At 40.9% G+C, this 18,847-nt stretch carries 16 protein-coding genes; 9 read left to right on the top strand and 7 right to left on the bottom strand.

Features of this window, described 5'->3' with window-relative positions:
- Nucleotides 1–35: 35 nt before the first annotated feature.
- The 3 genes from OC25_RS08360 to OC25_RS08350 all read right to left on the bottom strand — a co-directional run bounded on the left by OC25_RS08360 (nt 36) and on the right by OC25_RS08350 (nt 7,173).
- Nucleotides 36–2,525, bottom strand: a complete 2,490-nt coding sequence (locus OC25_RS08360) for a M14 metallopeptidase family protein (RefSeq protein WP_039474225.1) — start codon at nt 2,523–2,525, stop codon at nt 36–38.
- A gap of 170 nt (nt 2,526–2,695) precedes the next feature.
- On the bottom strand, nt 2,696–4,114 hold the full coding sequence (locus tag OC25_RS08355) for a SusD/RagB family nutrient-binding outer membrane lipoprotein (protein ID WP_039474222.1): 1,419 nt from the start codon (nt 4,112–4,114) through the stop codon (nt 2,696–2,698).
- An 11-nt stretch (nt 4,115–4,125) separates the two neighbouring features.
- On the bottom strand, nt 4,126–7,173 hold the full coding sequence (locus OC25_RS08350; RefSeq protein WP_039474220.1) for a SusC/RagA family TonB-linked outer membrane protein: 3,048 nt from the start codon (nt 7,171–7,173) through the stop codon (nt 4,126–4,128).
- 179 nt (nt 7,174–7,352) lie between these two features.
- Between OC25_RS08350 and OC25_RS08345 the strand changes: the two genes are divergently transcribed.
- Nucleotides 7,353–8,654, top strand: a complete 1,302-nt coding sequence (locus tag OC25_RS08345) for a UDP-N-acetylmuramoyl-tripeptide--D-alanyl-D-alanine ligase (protein WP_039474217.1) — start codon at nt 7,353–7,355, stop codon at nt 8,652–8,654.
- Nucleotides 8,655–8,665: 11 nt separating this feature from the next.
- Here the strand turns inward: OC25_RS08345 and OC25_RS08340 are convergent, their stop codons facing one another.
- The 3 genes from OC25_RS08340 to OC25_RS08330 are packed head-to-tail and all read right to left on the bottom strand — an operon-like array spanning nt 8,666 to nt 11,814.
- On the bottom strand, nt 8,666–9,160 hold the full coding sequence (locus OC25_RS08340; protein WP_039474214.1) for a gliding motility lipoprotein GldH: 495 nt from the start codon (nt 9,158–9,160) through the stop codon (nt 8,666–8,668).
- Complete coding sequence (locus OC25_RS08335) at nt 9,129–10,664, bottom strand: PSP1 domain-containing protein (RefSeq protein ID WP_082018550.1); 1,536 nt, start codon at nt 10,662–10,664, stop codon at nt 9,129–9,131. The genes OC25_RS08340 and OC25_RS08335 overlap by 32 nt, the downstream gene beginning before the upstream one ends.
- Nucleotide 10,665: 1 nt before the next feature.
- Nucleotides 10,666–11,814 carry a DNA polymerase III subunit gene (locus OC25_RS08330; RefSeq protein ID WP_039474208.1) on the bottom strand — a complete coding sequence of 383 codons (1,149 nt, stop codon included), beginning with the start codon at nt 11,812–11,814 and terminating at the stop codon, nt 10,666–10,668.
- Nucleotides 11,815–11,975: 161 nt separating this feature from the next.
- Between OC25_RS08330 and ruvX the strand changes: the two genes are divergently transcribed.
- From ruvX to OC25_RS08295, 7 genes are all read left to right on the top strand, one after another.
- Nucleotides 11,976–12,392 carry a Holliday junction resolvase RuvX gene (gene ruvX, locus OC25_RS08325; protein ID WP_039474205.1) on the top strand — a complete coding sequence of 139 codons (417 nt, stop codon included), beginning with the start codon at nt 11,976–11,978 and terminating at the stop codon, nt 12,390–12,392.
- A 7-nt stretch (nt 12,393–12,399) separates the two neighbouring features.
- A complete protein-coding gene (locus tag OC25_RS08320; RefSeq protein ID WP_039474201.1) occupies nt 12,400–13,038 on the top strand; it encodes an O-methyltransferase in 639 nt (212 codons plus the stop codon).
- 84 nt (nt 13,039–13,122) lie between these two features.
- Complete coding sequence (locus tag OC25_RS08315) at nt 13,123–13,797, top strand: glucosaminidase domain and LysM peptidoglycan-binding domain-containing protein (RefSeq protein ID WP_039474198.1); 675 nt, start codon at nt 13,123–13,125, stop codon at nt 13,795–13,797.
- Between the two features lie 90 nt (nt 13,798–13,887).
- A complete protein-coding gene (locus OC25_RS08310; protein ID WP_039474196.1) occupies nt 13,888–14,730 on the top strand; it encodes a glucosaminidase domain-containing protein in 843 nt (280 codons plus the stop codon).
- Between the two features lie 48 nt (nt 14,731–14,778).
- Complete coding sequence (locus tag OC25_RS08305; protein ID WP_039474193.1) at nt 14,779–15,531, top strand: hypothetical protein; 753 nt, start codon at nt 14,779–14,781, stop codon at nt 15,529–15,531.
- The gene (locus tag OC25_RS08300) at nt 15,528–15,851 is read left to right on the top strand and encodes a hypothetical protein (protein WP_245221935.1); all 324 of its coding nucleotides are present in this window, start codon (nt 15,528–15,530) and stop codon (nt 15,849–15,851) included. The genes OC25_RS08305 and OC25_RS08300 overlap by 4 nt, the downstream gene beginning before the upstream one ends.
- 94 nt (nt 15,852–15,945) lie before the next feature.
- Complete coding sequence (locus OC25_RS08295) at nt 15,946–16,950, top strand: DUF3078 domain-containing protein (RefSeq protein ID WP_039474190.1); 1,005 nt, start codon at nt 15,946–15,948, stop codon at nt 16,948–16,950.
- Between the two features lie 63 nt (nt 16,951–17,013).
- On the opposite strand, the gene OC25_RS08290 is transcribed toward OC25_RS08295, so the two are convergent.
- Nucleotides 17,014–17,748 (bottom strand): siderophore-interacting protein, encoded by a 735-nt coding sequence (locus tag OC25_RS08290; protein ID WP_039474187.1) that lies wholly within the window; start codon nt 17,746–17,748, stop codon nt 17,014–17,016.
- A gap of 95 nt (nt 17,749–17,843) precedes the next feature.
- Between OC25_RS08290 and OC25_RS26820 the strand changes: the two genes are divergently transcribed.
- The gene (locus OC25_RS26820; RefSeq protein ID WP_052266057.1) at nt 17,844–18,836 is read left to right on the top strand and encodes a helix-turn-helix transcriptional regulator; all 993 of its coding nucleotides are present in this window, start codon (nt 17,844–17,846) and stop codon (nt 18,834–18,836) included.
- Nucleotides 18,837–18,847 lie beyond the last annotated feature (11 nt).

The following is an 18,847-nucleotide window of genomic DNA, read 5'->3' as shown; positions in this document are numbered from 1 at the left end:
AAATTAGGCGTATTTTTTAGCTTAGAGAAAGTATGTTAATAACTACAGAAAATGATGTTACCGTAAAGGGTTTTGCCTCCTTCCCAAAAGTTCCTGAAAAGCGGGTCGTTTGCCAGGTAAACAACCTGCCCACGACCAAAATCCTGCACCCCAATCAGCAAGCCTGTTTTCAGTTCTTCTCTTGCTTTTTTGCCAACAATCCCCGCCATTAAACTTTTTTCGTTAACCAAGCCAACATTCCAGCCTTTGGCAAAAGGTTCATATATCTTGCGGTCGGTTTTTAAGCTGTAATATGTTTTTCCGATACCGTACGAAAAAGGGTGAGAAGCATCGAGGTTAATTTTATAAATGGCACCCGGTATAGTGGTTTCAAAATCATCACGGTCTTTATCTTTAAAAAGCAGTTTATTGGCATCTGTTTTTTCATCTTTCTTCACTGCGGCCTCTTTCTTTTTAATGTCGAAGCCTTTTTTATCGAAAACACTTTCGATAGCATCTTCCATCAAAATCAACTTTCCTCCCTTGTTTAACCATGCCGTTAAACCATCACCTATAAAAGGTGCGTAGCTACCATCTGGCAGAATCAGTATATTAACCTTGTTGATATCTAAATTGTTAATATCTCTGGCATTAATAATACTGGGCGAGAGATTTAAATCATGTTCCAGGTAGAACCAGACTTCGCCAAATGCGAGAGAGGAAACCTCCATACCCGATACTATAGCAATTTTAGGTTGTCTTAATAATGGATAAACATTGGAACCAAAATCTTTGCCTTTTTCTACAAAACCGCTCGAAACCGCCTGGATGGGCTTATCTAATTTCCTTGCAATTGCAGCTACCTTATCTTTTACCCCTCTGGCCAGTTTTTCATTCTCAGCCCTGAGTACGATCAGCGTACCGGCAGGGTAATCTTTTCCATTTACCGAAAAGGGCTGATCGGCCTGCCTCACTTTAATATTTTCCTTTTGCAAAGCAATCAACACCTGCGCATCCTCGCTTGTTCCCCAGTTAAACAACCAGGCCAAGGGCTTATCCACCTCGTTACTGGCTATTTTAGGTTCATCGAGGGTAGAAAATTTACCTTTTATGTTTTCTTTACTGGCGTAAGCTTTTAATCCATAGATATAAGGTAACGCCCAGGCGGTAATATCGTAGGTGTTAGAGTCGGTTACAACGGTATGCGGCTCTAACAGTACATTCGCCAAAACGGCCCGTGATTGCAGCACGTTTACAATTAAATCATTCCGCCCAACTGAAAAATTTTCCTCCTTTTGAGTGTCGTAGTCGTAACCACGACCTTGTTTATCGCCACCAAAAGCAAATTCGATCTTGTTTTTAGTCAGTAGTTCGGCCAGTTTCTTCAGGCGCGACAGGTTACTTGCCTTTATAATATAGCTTTTATAAATACCTGGCGCATTGCTCAACCCTTGCTGAAAATATTTTTTATACTCTTCTAAAAGTTTATTGTGGCTTAATGCAGTTACTTCGAGAGTCGACATACCCGTTGTAAAGTGATGGGCAATACGATCTTTTAATGTTAATGTATCGCCATCGTTGGTTACCACCGATAAACCTGCCCGAATGCCACCTTGCTCGTAAGTCATCCCAATTGATCCGTTATACAGCGGATAGGTATCGCCATAAGAAGGGTAGAGCAGATCGAAACGCTCTTTGGTGAAATATTGCCAGCCTTCGGCATCGAAATATTTGGCATTATTTTTCCCTACAACTACCTGAAAGCTTTTTTGCCATGGTGTAATATCCTGATGTACAGGCTCTGCGGCAGGCGCAAAATAATAAGGCTCATTATAGCCTTGTTCATGAAAATCGACATGCACCTGAGGCATCCATTGGTTGTACAAGGCCAGTCTCTGCTGGCTTTCCAGTTGCGTTTGCCAGGCCCAGTCGCGGTTTAAATCAAAATAATAATGATTGGGCCGGCCTCCTGGCCAGGGCTCAATATGTTCGCGCGAAGAAGGGTCTGCATTAGGCGTTTTTCCTACTACACTGTTAAAATAGTTTACATAACGATCACGTCCATCAGGATTTAAACAGGGATCGATCACCACGACGGTATTTTTTAGCCATTCTTTAGCGGGTTTATGAGTCTCTGACACCAATGTGTACAGCATTTTCATTGCCGTTTCTGTAGAGCTGGCCTCGTTGCCATGCACATTATAGCTCAACCAAAGGATTGCGGGTTGCTGGGCAATATCAACGTTGGTATTGGTTCCGGTGCTTAGCTTCAGGTTATTATTCCTGATTTGTTCTAACTGGCTGATATTTTCAGGTGCTGAAACAATGGCTACCAGTAATGGCCTGCCTTCGTTAGTTTTGCCATATTCAATTAGTTTTACATTTTTTGGAGAAGCCGCAGCAATTTGCCTGAAATAATCGGCTACTTTATGGTGCGGGGTAAAGTGCGTACCCAATTCGTAGCCAAGAAACTGATCAGGGTTTTGTATTTGTCCGTAACTATTGAGACCGATAAATAAAACGATGCAAAACAAATAATATCTCATGAGCGTAGATTATTAATCAATAATACATAAAATATTTTTCATTTAAACTTTACCGTTCTTATTCCATTTTCGCCTGGTAAGGTCTATAAGAATACAATAGGCTGCTTAAATTTTTATGACAACAAAAAAGCAATCCTTTATTCGGATTGCTTTTAAGTGCATCAATAGGCTTAATTGGCCCACCATACCTTGGTTGAAGTAGCTATACTTTGCTGAGGCTGGGGATTTGAAGTAATTTCTTGTGACGGATAGGGGAAGCGTTGTGGAATATAAGGCTTAAATGCATTTTGCACTACTGATAAGGTTGGGTAACCTGTTCTGCGCCAATCATTATACACTTCAAGAGATAAGAAATCGGCAATATATTTCTCACCAATTATTGTTTTCAATGGTGTTACAGGATCGAGTACGGCATGAGCGCTTAAATATGCAGCCTTATCAGTTGCGGCAACCTTTAACATATCCATGTTTGCACCAATTGCACTACTGTAAATGGGAGTTGCTGCTACCGCTCCGGATTTATAAAGTGTCGCTTCGGCTTTTAAAAATAACGCTTCAGCGTAGGTTGACAGATATACAGGACCGGCAGCTCCAGAACTATTTCCATCAATATACCCGCCAAAAAACGTTCCAACAGTTGCATATATTGTTGGGTCGGTAGCTGCTGCTGTGCCACTGGTTCTGCCTATATAATCGTTACCTGAGCCAGGGTTGGCCAAAATGGGTAACCTTGGATCATTATTCGCTTTTAATCCATTTATCAAATTAGAAGACAAAACAACTCCTCCGGCACCTGGTAAGGTATTTTGATACCAGGGATTTTCAGCTTTGGCCGTACCGGCATAGGTTATTAAAGCATTATCTGCGTTAGATGCAAAACCATTTTGAAGTGCTGCAAGTGCCAAATCGGCCTGAGTAGCCGCATTATAACCTGCAGCTTTACTTAAACGCAGGTAATATCTCGCTTTAAGTGTATATGCAAATTTCTTCCATGCTGCCAGATTTCCACCATAAATAAAATCATCAGAACCTACAGCTTTACCAGATGATGGTGCCCCTAGTTTTACAATTGCATCATCAAGTGTAGATTGAATCACTTTGTAAATACTCTCCTGACTATCATACGCAGGTTTTACATCATTCAGCGCCTGAAAGGCCTGCGAGTAAGGTATATCCCCCCATAAATCAGTGCAAGCGGCTAAATTATAGGCCAATAATACCCTGCCAATACCCGAATAACCATTGCTTCCTTTTTGATCGGCATTGCTAATCATGGTACGCACATTATAGAAAATGGCGGGGTAAAGGTCAAAACTCCAGGTATTATTCACATCTGTGGGTGTAATCCGATAAGTATCAATATTAGGAGATTCCTGGTTTAATGCCAATTGCTGAGTCCAGTACGCCGTGGTAATGGCCGGATAACCGGCTGCAATTTGTGTGGTTGTATACAGTTCAATAGGTGATAGGATTAATGATTCCTGTACGGTTGTTGGATTATTAGGATCCTGATTAATATCAAGAAATTTCTTGCAACTGCAAACGGAAAGCAGTAATAGGGCCGTTATTGAATAATATATGATTTTCATAACTTTCGAAATTAAAAGGTAACTTTTATTGCAAAATTATAACTCCGGTTTGTTGGGGTAACAAAGTTGGTAAAACTTGCTCCGTTACCTGTTCCATACAAACTTACCTCCGGATCTGAGCCTGTATAATGAGGGGCATACAGCCATAGGTTTCTACCTGTAGCCGATACTGTTATTCCTTTAAATGGGGTTTTCTTTAAAAATGATGAATTAAAAGTATAGGCCAGGGTTACCTGCCTTAATTTATAATAAGTACCGTCCTCTACTCCAGTTTCATCTACAACGCTTTCGTTATTCTGATAATATCCCTGATCGAGCTTGGCCACCGTGGTATTTACCTGCCCGTCACTCTCTCTTATTCCATCAAAAACTTTCGTTGCAGTTCTATCCTCTGTTTTTTTAGTAGTTCCATAAAAGTCAAGGTAATGCCCGTCTAAATTATATACATCGCCACCATATCGCATATCAAATACAGCAGACAAGGTTAATCCTTTATAACTGAAACTTGTAGTTAATCCAGCATTCCATTTTGGTGTGGTATTACCGATTACACCAAGCTGATCGTCGATTATCGGGTATCCTTTATCATCAATTAATAGTTTGCCATCGTTATTTCTTTTATACCTCGAACCAAATATTACGCCATAAGGCTGATCTTTATAAGCAAAAATACCCGGGTTGGTAAAGCCTGCAAATTGTATATTGTCTAGCCCTTGTCCGATTTCGGTAACCTTGTTATTGATTTTTGAGAAATTAACGCCGATATTCCAAGTAATATCTTTTGTTTTAACCGGGGTACCATTCAGTATTAATTCTACCCCCTTGTTGTACATACTTGCCGCATTTATTGTTGCTGCATTAAATCCTGAAGATGGAGTAATTGGTGTTGTTGTAATCAAATCAACACTCTTTTTATCGAAATAAGTGGCCTCTAAACTTAATCTGCTTTTAAACATTTTTAACTCTATCCCGGTTTCAAACTCTTTTAACCCCTCGTTTTTAAGGTTTGGATCGCCGTAAGTATTGGTCAGTAAAAAACCATTCTGACCCTGATACGGGAATTCAATATTAGAAATAACAGGGTGTACATAGGTAGTACTCAGCGCGTAAGGCCCTACATTATCGTTTCCTACATAAGAGTAAGACAACCTTATTTTACCAAAGTTTAAGATAGCGTTATCGCTTAAATGGAGAGGCTCTGTAAAAATAAATGCAGCTGATGCCGAACCATAAGGATAGTAGTTTTTATCCTGGCTTAAAACCGATGTTCCATCATAGCGGCCGGTTAATGATAAAGATATCATTCTTTTATATTCTGTAGTTAGCTGAGCATAATAACCTACCTTTCTTTTGGTATAATTATTAATCGAAGATATCTGGGTTGAGGCATTATTGATATTATAAAAATCATTAACCGATAATCCCACTCCCTTATCAAACACCACTCTTTGTGAGTTGCTTAATATATTATTACCAATTAGAATACTACCAAACCAATCTTCATTAAAGTTCTTTTTAGCCTCAACGATAATATCATTATTAAACTGTTTATAATTTATCTCGCGATTATACATCTTTCCATCTGCCGATTCCCCACCAACAATACCAGGTGCCTCGTGATAGTTACTATTATCATTGTAAATATCTGCTCCGCCGCGTTCGGTTATGGTTAACCAGGGTAAAGGGTTGTAATTAACTGTCATTACAGGCAGAAACCGGTTAACGGCTGATACAAACTTCGTATTGTCTACCAGCCAGTATGGGTTATTCCTCGCGGCGCGGTACACGCGTTGCGAACCGTCAGGATTTGTGGTTGGGAATGGATCCCATGAAATAGGAGCAGCATAAACCGTCCAGTACGGACTGGCCAGACCATTTCCTTCTGCAAGTCTGTCATTTACCGAATTAATGTAATTAAACTGCCCGGTAAAAGTGAGGTCCTTTGTTATTTTATTCGAAAACTTAGTAAATAGGGAGTGCCTGCCGAAATCAGTAGAAGGCACCGTTCCGTTTGTTTTTAGATAAGAGTAAGAAACCAGGTAAGTAGAATTATCGCTTGAACCATTTACAGCAACTGTATTATCGGTGGTAAAACCTGTTTTAAAGAATTCCTTTCTGGGATCGTGCTTTTGAACCGGCTGTCCGTTTACCATCAAACCATCAATAGGTGGCCCCCATGAAGATGAGCTCAACTTACCATTATTTCCATCAACATAAACGCCATTACTACCCTGGGCATACACATCCTGAAATTCCGGCAAAATCGGGTGATCGAAAGTAACACCAGAACTTAAAGTTACCGTTGGTTTTCCCTTTCCTGTTTTTGTGGTGATAATTACAACGCCTCTTGCGGCAGCGGCACCATATAAGGCACTTGCAGCCGCACCTTTTAAGACCGTTACACTTTCAATAATATTAGGATCAATATCAATTGCACGGTTTGATGTTCCTCCCGCACTTAATGCTCCATCCGGATTACCCGCCTCAGAATTATCAATCGGCACACCATCCAGAATAAAAAGAGCACCGTTCTCACCTGTTAATGAGGTGTTTCCACGAATTACTATTTTTGAAGATCCGCCGGCAGCACCGCTTGAATTCGTGATTTGAACACCCGCAACTTTACCAGCTAAGGCATTAACCAGGTTGTTTTCCTTTGCATCAACCAATGCTCCTCCTGTTACTTCTTGTGTAGAGTAGGTTAGGGTACGTTTTTCTCTTTTAATACCTAAAGCTGTTACCACTACTTCACCCAAAAGTTTTGTATCGGGCACAAGTACAACATTTATCACGTTCCCCGAACCAATATTTAAAGTTTGTGTTAAAAACCCAAGCGAAGAAACTTCAACTCTTTTTGCTCCGGAAGAAATTCTTAAAGAGAATTTTCCATCAGCACCTGTTGATGCTCCCACATTAGTTCCAACAATTTTGACACTTACTCCGGGAATGGGCAGGCCGTCTTCTTTTGATGTAACCATCCCCGTTATTGTTCTGTCTTGTGCCACAGCAATCGATGCAAATAGCAGCAGAACAACCAAGCTTTGTAGTAATTTCTTCATAGCTTAATTTTAGTTAGTTAATAATGATTGTGCGCGACAATAAGCAAAGCTGTAAGTCACTAAGCACTACATGAATTTAACCAGATTTTTACTGAGAAAAATGAAGAAAGAATGAAGATTTTAAAAACCGTGTTTTATTCAGGCAGATTCGTAATTTTACCTCCGCAACCTGATTAAAGATGACAACTACTGAGACGATATATAAGCTTTATACTAAGCATCCTGTTATTTCTACCGATACAAGAAACATTACACCCGGTTGTATATTTTTTGCATTGAAAGGTGACCTTTTTAATGCGAACGAATTTGCCCATCAGGCCATTGAGAAGGGGGCAGCTTATGCCGTAATTGATGAAGAAAAATATGCAGAAAATGCACAATGCTTACTGGTAGATGATGTATTAACCACTTTGCAGGATCTGGCCAGCCACCACCGCAAACAGTTAAATATTCCGGTTATAGGTTTAACCGGCAGCAATGGCAAAACCACCAGCAAAGAACTGGTAAACGCCGTATTGGCCGAGCGCTATAAAACCTTTGCCACTTTTGGCAACCTGAATAATCACATTGGTGTGCCTTTATCTATCCTGGCCATTACTGCCGATGTGCAGATTGCAGTGATAGAAATGGGGGCAAACCACCAGAAAGAAATTGAGCTGCTTTGCACCATTGCCCAGCCAACGCATGGCATTATTACCAATGTAGGAATGGCACACCTCGACGGTTTTGGCGGCTTTGAGGGGGTAAAGAAAGGTAAAGCGGAGCTTTATGCTTACCTGAAAGCAACCAACGGCTACACTTTTATTAACCGGGATAACGCTTATCTGCTCGAAATGAGTGCTAATGCGGGTTTAAACAAACTGATTTATTACGGAACAGAAAATGGCAATACCATTAAAGGCACCCTGAAAAGCAGTGATCCTTTTATCGAGGTAACATGGACCAACCACGAAGCTGAATCGACCGTTAAAACCAATTTAACAGGCAGTTACAATTTCGAAAATATCCTGGCAGCCATCTGCATTGGCGATTTCTTTGATATGAACCCTGATGAAATTAATGCTGGTTTAGCCAACTATCAACCCAAAAATAACCGCTCGCAATTAACCAAAACCGAAAAAAATACGGTAATCTGCGATTTTTATAATGCCAATCCCAGTAGTATGACTGCTGCTTTAAATAATATTTCAGTTTTATCGGCCGGAAAAAAGACTGCTATTTTGGGCGATATGTTCGAACTCGGCCCTGAATCTCCGGCGCAACATCAACTGATTGTTAACCAGGCACAGGAAAGCGGGTTAGACCAGCTGATTTTTATTGGAAAGTATTTTTACGCCTTTAAAGAAATGGTTAATGCCCTGTTTTTCGAAACACCGGCAGAAGCGGCAGCTTATTTACAGCAAAACCCCATAGAGGATCATTTAGTGTTGCTAAAAGGATCGAGGGGGATGAAGCTGGAGAATTTGTTGCAGTATATTTAGTGCTTTTAGCACTACTGAACCTGCTCAATCGCAAGCCCTACATCGCTCACTTCTAACAATGGATTATCGCGCATATTCTGTTCAATTTCAATATCAAATTTTCCATTGCGTGGAAAATGATAATTGGTGAGCATGGGTAAGGTATAGCTGAATATATTGCCTGAACCACTTCCCAACCATTCGCCATCATTTTTGGCCAGCTTGTACTGGTAGCGTTTAGTCACCACCTGCTTCCCATCTTTAAAGTGCGCCAAAATGAAAATATTGGCATACTTATAATCGGCTGTATGCCTTAGTTTGAAATAAATATTATAACCTTTGGTGTAATCCTTAATTTCAAACGGTGTTGAAATATGGTTACGATAAGTCCAGCGGCGGTCGGCCAACTCAACATTGCTATCGATAACAGTACCGCTGGTACAACTCGCCAATAACGATACCATTGCACAAAAACCGAATACCAGGAAGTTTATTTTATTCGGCAGCAGGTTTATTTTCTGAACCATTGTTATTGTTTCGGCGGTTATTGTTTTTCCTACGATTATTTCTGTTCTTGTTTTTGCTCGCTTCAGGCTTTTCTCCCTGCACCGCATTTCCTTCGGCTTTAACAACTGGTTTTGGACCTTGAGGTTGTTGTTGCTTAGGTTTATTGTTTTGAGGCTTAGGCCCGTTAACATGTGCTGGTTTTGGCACTGCCTGCTGCTGACCTTTCGGCGCGGCATTTTGCTGCTGTTTCTGGTTTTGCTGCTGCTTTCCGCCCTGCTGTTGTTTCTGACCGCCTTGAGGAGTTTGCTGCCTGTTGTTATTAGGCTGGGTATTTTTCTCGCCGGCCGGCACCCTGTCGCGATTATTCTTCTGGTTATTGCGGTTGTTTTTCTGATTACTGTTACGGTTGTTTTTACCGCGCGAACGCTCATCTAAACGGGTTAAACTATCCTGGCCAACTACGTTTTCGTAATCGAACGATTTTTCTACCACTACCGGAGCCGCAACCTGGATGGCGTCTTCTTTCAGGTTTGGCACTTTTTTACCAGCCTTGTTTAAAGCCATGATTTCTTTTACGCGTGCCGCCTTAACCGGAATCCAGTTTTCATCGCCCTGATAGCTAAACCACATTATTTTTTTAAAAATATCGGTTTTTTGGTGGCGGGCATAACCTGCTTCGGTATCTAAATTTTCGATTTTATCAGGAATATCTTTCAAGGCGTCCAGATAGGTATCGAGCTCATAGTTTAAGCAACATTTTAATTTACCACACTGGCCTGCAAGCTTTAAAGTATTGAGCGAAAGATTTTGGTAACGGGCTGCCGCAGTAGAAACGGTTTTAAAATTGGTTAACCAGGTAGAGCAGCATAATTCGCGCCCACAAGACCCAATTCCACCTAAGCGGCCAGCTTCCTGACGCATTCCAATTTGGCGCATTTCAATCCTGATCCGGAAACTCTCGGCCATTTTTTTAATCAGCTCACGAAAATCCACACGGCCGTCGGCAGTATAAAAGAATGTTGCTTTGGTTTTATCGGCCTGATAGTCTACATCGCTTATTTTCATCTGCAAACGGAGGTCGAGCGCCAATTTACGGGCCTTGTGCATGGTTTCCCATTCCATCCCTTTTGCAGCATTCCATTTTTCTACATCGGCATCGGTAGCTTTTCGGTAAATTTTCTTTACCACCTGATCAATATTGGTTTTACGGCGCTTCATCTGAATGCGTACCAACTCGCCGGTAAGCGAAACATGCCCCACATCAAAGCCACCTGTTGGTCCTTCAACAGCAACCAACTCGCCTATTTCGAGGTAAATGTTATCACTGTTTAAGAAAAATTCTTTTCGAGAGCCTTTAAATTTAATTTCGGTAACCTGAAAAGGTTTATAATTAGCCGGCATATCCAGGTTGGATAGCCAATCGTGTACTTCCATTGTCTGGCAACCACCGGTGCCGCATGAGCCATTACTCTTGCATCCATTAGGGGTGCAACCACCACCTGTTGAACAACTTCCACATCCCATATTAATTGTATATATATTGAGTCCCCGCGGGGAGCGTTTTAAACTTGATAATTTTTACCAGTTGTAAAGATACATCTAAAAACAGAATTTTCGGATTTGCGTTTCTTTCAATGTGGTAGTGTGCTTTTTCCAGCTCACCAATTATGGCCTCAGCCATCGGTAGCGTAAGCACGTGCATACTTAATTTTTTAGCCGTTTCGAAGGTCAGGGGAGGCAATTTTACCAGTTCTTCTGCTCCGCTTAAAATCAAACAGCATTCGCGCAAATAATTTACGCCATACTTTAAAAAATTCTTTTGGTTTTCCCGTCCCCACTTGGCCGCCTCATCAGTAAAGTTAATCAGATCGGGCACTTTATTACCAAACCCCATTCTTAACCAGGCCGTAAATGTACCTGAGCTATCGTTTTGGGTATCGGCCGCCAGTGCTTTGGCCTCAATTAAGTTGCCATCGGCCAAAAAAGAGTAATCGATTGCCTGGTGTTCGGTTAAACCACTGCTATGTAATAAATATCCGGTAACTTCTTCTGCAGTTAGTTTCGGGATTTTAACAATCTGTGTTCTGGACAAAATGGTAGTTAAAATCTGATCCTGACTTTGAGCAATGAGAATAAAAAGCGTATTGGCAGGTGGTTCTTCAATCAGTTTTAACAAAGCATTACCCGCCTTATCCAAATATTCGGGCAGCCACATAATTAAAACCTTGGTTTCGGCCTCGAATGCTTTAAAGCTTAGTTTTTTAATAATATCGTGGCATTCTGCAATGTTAATATTGGCTTGTTTGTTGGCGGCATCCAATTTTGATCGCCAGATATCCATATCGAAATAAGGATCGCCCAATACCATATTGCGCCATTCATCCAATACATCAACAGCAGTTTTTACACTGGCTGAGGCAAAGAAAGGATACGAAAAATGCAGATCGGGGTGAATTAACCGCTCGTATTTTCTACAACTCGAACATTCGCCGCAGCTATCTGTTTCGCCTCTATCGAGGCAATTAATGTATTGCGCATAGGCAATAGCCAGCGGCACAGCACCAGAACCCGCAGGCGATAAAAACAACTGCGCATGGCTAATGCGGTTTTCCTTAACCGTTTGCACCAATTGTTGCTTCACTCTTTCCTGTCCTATGATTTCTTTAAACTGCATTTGGTGCAAAATAAGAAATAGATATGAGATTCGCACATTCGTAATTACGATCTTACCTTAGAAGTACATACTTTGCCCAAAAATCACGCGATTATCGATTATTTCAAAAACCTTACCTTTGGGCTTTATTTTTTTAAACGGCGCAAAACGCATAACAACTTATGGCCCGAATTTTAGCTTTTGATTATGGTACCAAGCGCATCGGCATGGCGGTAACAGATCCTTTGCAGATTATTGCAACCGGTTTGGATACTGTGCATCCCAAAGATGTAATTGAATACCTCAAAAAATATCTGCTTACTGAGCAGGTTGAAGCTTTTGTTATTGGCGATCCTAAACAAATGGATGGCACGCCTTCAGATTCGGCGCAACATGTAAAGGGCTTTGCTACGCTTTTAAAAAAGTCATTTCCCGATATTCCCAGACATTGGGTTGATGAACGTTTTACCTCTAAAATGGCGCACCAGGCCATTATACAAAGTGGGTTGAAAAAGCAAGACCGGCGCGACAAAGAAAGGGTTGATACCATTGCCGCGACTATCATTTTACAATATTTTATGGAAACCAACCGTTTATAACCAACACATGAGCCTGATAAACGACGATTTACAAGATTTACTATTGGCCTATTGCGAGCCTGAAAATGAGCTCTTGCAGCACATAGACCGCGAAACCAATCTGAAAGTTTTAATGCCGAGAATGATTTCCGGCCACTACCAGGGCAGGGTTTTGAGTATGCTCAGCAAAATGGTTTCGCCAAGGAGGATTTTAGAAATCGGCACTTTTACCGGTTATGCCACGCTTTGTCTGGCTGAAGGTTTAACCCCCGACGGAATTTTATACACATTGGATATTAATCTGGAACTGGAGGATATGGTACGCAGCAATTTTGCGAAATCGAAATACAACGATCAGATTAACTACATCCTGGGCGATGCCAATGCCACTATAAATGATTTAGACGAAGTTTTCGACATTGTTTTTATCGATGCCGACAAGAAAAATAATGGCACTTACTACGACCTCATTTTTGACCGCGTACGCCCGGGCGGAATAATCATTGTGGATAATGTGCTATGGAGTGGAAAAGTACTTCAGGAGAAACAAGACAAAGACACCAGAAATATTACTAGTTTTAATGATAAAATAGCTGATGATAAGCGGGTTGAGAAATTAATATTACCCGTTAGGGATGGTTTATTTGTGATCAGGAAATTAGCTTAATTGTATAAACTGTTTAAATCGGTTAATTGATTTGTCAACTCCGGTTAACCAATTAAACGATTAACCGCTTAACCAAAAAAGAAAATGAAAAGAGTTTTTACTTTCTGTTTGCTCCTTTTAACAGCAATTATTTCCAGGGCACAAGATACAGACGAGTATATTGCAGAGCATGTAGAATATGCACAGGATTTAATGCGTGACCATAAAATTCCGGCCAGCATTATCTTAGCGGTTGCCATACACGAATCGGCTTCGGGGAACAGCAAAATTGCACAACACCTGAACAACCACTTTGGCGTTAAAGGGCCTAATAACAATGCAGAAATTCGTTCTTCGTACCGCGATTATTTAAATGCCGACGAATCTTACAGTCATTTTGTTGAGATTATGGAAACCCGCGAGCCTTTTAACAACCTTTTTGCCAAATACGATCAGTACGATTACAAAGGTTGGGCATACGGAATCAGGAGTTGTGGTTACGCCCGCAGCCGGAGCTGGGCTTCGCAGGTAATCGGGCTGATTAAAAAATATGAACTTTACCAGTACGATGAGCGACCTGAAGGTTATGAAGAACCCGTTTATGCCAGCCCGGTACGTCACCGCAAAAGAACCACAGCCCGTTCTAAAATCTATACCGTTAAAGCAGGGGATAACCTGAGTGTAATAGCCAAAAAGAAAGGCACCACAGTTAAAGCACTGATGCAGAAAAACGGCATGAAGAAAGTAAACTTAAAACCAGGGCAGAAATTGAAGTTTTGAGCCGGGAGTCAGTTTTCAGTTCACAATTTTCAGTTCTCCGTTAACCAATTAACCGATTTAAACAATTAACCAATAAACATTACCATCCATATGCGTTCAGCCAACCATCTCCTCATTATAGCGGCAATCCTTGTTTTTTTTAGCTCGTGTGGCACCAGAAAATTTTCGAAAAACAATAAACAAATCGAAAAAGAGGCCAATAAAGCAAACAACAACAATTACAAAAGCTATAACACGCTAAGTTACATCGACGAATTTAAAGGAGTTGCCATAGAGGAAATGAACGCGGCGGGTATTCCGGCCAGTATTACACTGGCGCAGGGCATCCTGGAGTCGGGTAGTGGAAACAGCGATCTGGCCAAATATGCCAATAACCACTTCGGTATTAAATGTACATCAGAATGGAAAGGCAAGAACTATTTCCGCGATGATGACCAGAAAAACGACTGTTTCAGGGTATACAAAGATGCCCGCGAATCTTTTAGGGATCATTCGGAATTTTTAAAGCGCAAGCGGTACAGCTTTCTTTTTCAACTGGATAAAAACGACTATAAAAGTTGGGCACAAGGCCTAAAAACGGCTGGTTATGCCACGAATCCGCGCTATCCTGATTTATTGATCAACACCATCGAAAAGTATCAGTTATACCAATACGATCAATCGGAAACCGAAAAGCAGAAAATTGCCCGTGAAGACCGGGTATTTACCGAAATCAATAAAAATATTCCACAGGAAAAAGCCAAATTTACACCAGTTGAAACGCCTCCTGCCGGTGCCAAGCCTGTTTTAGCTGATGGAACTTATACCGTTGTAAAAGGCGATACTTTGTATAATATTGCAAAACGTTTTAACTTAACCGTCGATCAGCTAAAAATGCTGAACGAAATGAGTACTGATGGCATTAAACTGGGCCAGGTACTTAAGGTTAAATAATGTTAAGTACAAGACTGGCCTGCCAGATATTTGTAGTTTTGTAATCTGATGAAATTTTTTGTTATCCTTCTTCTGACTTTCGGCTTCAGTACCGCACTTTATGCACAAACCAAACCTGTGCAGGGCATTGTTATTGATAAAGAAACCAAACAGCGTTTAGCAAAAGTTTACATTTACAATATCCGCACGGGCGATGGCCTGTATAACAATACCAAAGGAGAGTTTAGCACCTTTGCCCTTCCGGGCGATACCCTGGTTGCTGCCTTATCGGGCTACGGCGTAGATACCATGGTTTTTAAAGGCCAAACTGCAGCCTATTTTCAGCTTAAATCGCTGGGTATACGTTTACGTGACGTGGTTATCCAGCAGAAACGCCTGAGCCCGCAGCAACTTTATGAAAAAAATGTACAGGAATACCGTTACCAAACCATGAAAGGCAGCAGCAAAGATCTGCTTAATTTAGGTAATGGTGGGGTAGGTCTAGGTATCGATGCCATCTATAATCTTTTAAGCAGGCAGGGTAGGAATGCCCGTCACCTGCAAAAAATCCTCGAAAAAGATTACCGCGAAGATTTGATCGATTTCCGTTTTAATGCTAATCTGGTACAGCAGGTGCTCGGAATTAAAGATGATGAACTTACCGATTTTATGCAGCAATACCGCCCAACCTATCAGTTTGTGCTCGATGCAGATGATTATGCCTTTAACATGTTTATCCGTAATGCATACAAAAGTTACCGGATAAATCCTAAAGCCCTGCAGTTACCTCCGCTGCCCAAAATAACCATCGAGAAGCTGTGAAAGCGCCCATCTTCATCGTTAAAAAGCTGCCCGCTGCCGGCATGGCCCTGTTTCCATTCATACTGGTAAAATCGGCTGGGCTTAAAAGCGATGCCATCATCATTAACCACGAAAAAATTCACCTCCGCCAGCAACTCGAATTACTTATCCTGCCCTTTTATATCTTTTATCTGCTTAACTATTTTGTTAACCTGATTAAATACCGAAGCCACCATTTAGCCTACCGTAACATCATTTTCGAAAAAGAAGCTTACAACCATGAGCACAATCTGCAATACCTTAAAAAAGGCAGCTGGTATGGCTGGTTAAAAAAAATATGAAACAGCTGTTTTTGTGGTAAATACAATTGTCATGCTGACAATCATTTTGTTAAATGCTTTTTATCTCTAAAAATTTTGTTTTTCTTTGTAGGTAATGAAGAACTTTTTAGCTGCCATAGCCCTTATTCTAAGTCTCTGCTCTACACAATTATATGCTCAGGAAATTGATACCATTCCGATCAATACCAAAGACCTGAACATAAAATTAAAACGCAGTCCGCTGCCAAGCAGACAAGGGCCGCTAAACTTCGAACCCGTAAAAATTAAACCCCTTGTTGTTAACGCCAAAATAAGTTACTGGAAAACCAGAACCAACGTTGGTATTAACCTTAACCAGGCGCAGTTTAGCGATAACTGGAAAGGTGGCGGTACAAACTCTATTGCAGTGGGCGGTTTATTGAACTGGAAGGCTGAATACAACAAAAACAGCTATAGTTATGTGAGCGAAGTAGTTTTGCAATATGGTAAGATTAAAAACAAAGACCAGCTGCAAAAGAAAACCAACGACCGTATTTTCTGGGATAATAAAGCATCATTTCAATTGTCGAAAAGCTGGTATTTCTTCGGATCAGTCAGTTTTGAATCACAATTTGACAGGGGTTTTCGCTATTACAGAGATGGTAATGGAGATGAGCAAAAAGTTTTAATTTCGAGGTTTATGGCGCCAGGTTATTTAACCGAATCAATCGGTTTTGAGTATAAGCCGGTTAAATATTTCTCAACGCGTATTGGTACAGGAACGGCCAGACAAACTTTTGTGCTCGATACTGCGGTATACGACGGTAAAAAGGAAGTGTATGCAGTTGAGAAAGGCAAAAAATTTAAAAACGAACTGGCTTTCCAGATTGTAAGTGCTTTCGATAAAGATATATTCACCAATACCAATTTGAAAGCCAGATACGTCATGTTTATCCCTTATAAGGACTTTAAGGCAAGTAAAATTGACCATAGGTTGGATGTTGCTTTAACCGCAAAAATCAACCGTTTTATGAACACCAGTTTAACAGGCGTATTGTTATTTGATGACGATACCGGCACCAATAAAATCCAGGCCAGTCAAACCCTGGCACTTGGTTTTGCCTTTACCTTTCCGAGGTAATTGCGTATAAAATAAAAAGACCACAGCACAAACTGTGGTCTTTTTGCATTTAGCTTAATAGTTTTAAGCTCCTCCGCCAACTTTACCAATTTCCCAATAGGGCATGGTAATGATCTGGCCAAAGCGTACACCCCGTTGTTTAAGATATTTTTTAAACTCCTGTACCGATTTTGCCCTGCCCGTAAGATAAAAAGTAGCATTTTGCCACATCTCCCAGCACAGGGGATGCATATTGTCCATCCAGGTAATGGCATTTTTTGCCGGAGCACTCAAATCTGATGGTACTACATCAATTAAAAGGTTAATATGATCAACCGAATCGAAGTTTGCTTCCTGCAGCTCCAATACGCCGAAATACTCTACATCCTCATCTACAGCTTTTTTTCCCAGCGATTCGTACAATCCCATGCTGGTTTCGTCGCCGAAAAAGAAATGCTGATTAGATGCTTCATTATATTTTACCCTCGCCCGATCGGCAATTAGTTTTAAATGATCGCCTTTTTGGATATTGGCGGCAAAATTATAGCCCGGTCCTTGCTGGTTTAAATAAAAAATAACCTCGCACGTATCTTTTTCCTGATCGAAAGCCGATAAAGTATAGTGGCGGTACTCGTTGGCATTTACCCTAAAAAGCACCTCATTGCCCGGTATAAATTTCGCATCGAAAAAATCGCCTTTAAAGGTGATACATTTCAGGTTGCTGCTGAGCATTTTCGTTTCTACAACTTCAACAGCGTATATTTTGTTGCTGATCACCTTTTCCATTGTGTTGACCAGCCATGATGGTAACTTAGGCATCGTATTAATTTGTTTAGTAACTTTGAGCAAAAATAGTTGTCCAATAAACAGGTCTTTTACATCAAAAGGATTAAAATTTATACCAAAAGGATTTTATGGCCTTAAATATTTACGATGACGACAATATCCATTACATTGTTGGCAACAAATTCGACGATATTGCATTTAACCAGGCGCTGGTAACCGAAAAAAGGGAGAAATATAGCTTCCCTTTCGGCGATGCCGAGATTGTACAGGTATCTTTTGCCGGAATTTACATTGTTTATGGAGATATGGTGGTTAAAAAGAACCGTTTGCGGATAAAATCTTTTGACGAGCCAGAATTGGTAGAACTACATTTTTCGCTCACTGGCGGAGGAATTATGGAAAATTACCTCACCAACAAGCGCCTGGATATTAAGGCTAACCAGCACAATATCATTTACAGTCCTGATTTTGATGGTATGGCCGAATTCCCAACTTATGGGCCGTTCAAATTCTTCGAAGTTCATTTCCAGCGGGAACAGTTTGTTAACTTAACCAGCGAAAGTGGCACACTGCTTAAAAGTTTTGCAGAGAACATCATGAACAATCATTCGGTAGAAATATCAGCCGAAAACCCCCCCATCAGTTTGGCCATGCATAGCTGCATTAACGATATCATGGCTTGTGAGTTTACAGGTGGCTTAAAATTGCTTTTCCTGCAATCGAAATGCTTAGAACTTCTGGCTTTGCAGGCGCAGGCTTTTGAGCTGGCGGCTAAAAAAACGGAAAAACCGGGTTTAAAATCTGCCTACGATAAGGAACGGATTTACTATGCACGCGAATATTTGCTGGCCAATGCCTGTACGCCTCCATCTTTAACCGAGCTGGCAAAAGCTGCAGGCATAAATGAGTTTAAGTTAAAGCAGGGATTTAAGGAAACTTTCGGCAATACGGTTTTTGGCTACCTGAGCGATTACAGGCTGATGAAAGCAAAAGAGCTTTTGGCCGACAAACAGGTTGACATCAAAAATATTTCAAATGATTTGGGCTACTCGTCTGTACAGCATTTTAACAAGGCTTTCAGTAAAAAATTTGGAATCAGCCCGGGCAAGGCCAGGCTATAATATTTGCGATG

This window comes from Pedobacter kyungheensis, from assembly GCF_000812965.1.
Classification (GTDB): Bacteria; Bacteroidota; Bacteroidia; order Sphingobacteriales; family Sphingobacteriaceae; genus Pedobacter; species Pedobacter kyungheensis.
The sequence above is the reverse complement of the archived record's forward strand: the minus strand, read 5'-3'. Positions and strand labels throughout refer to the sequence as shown.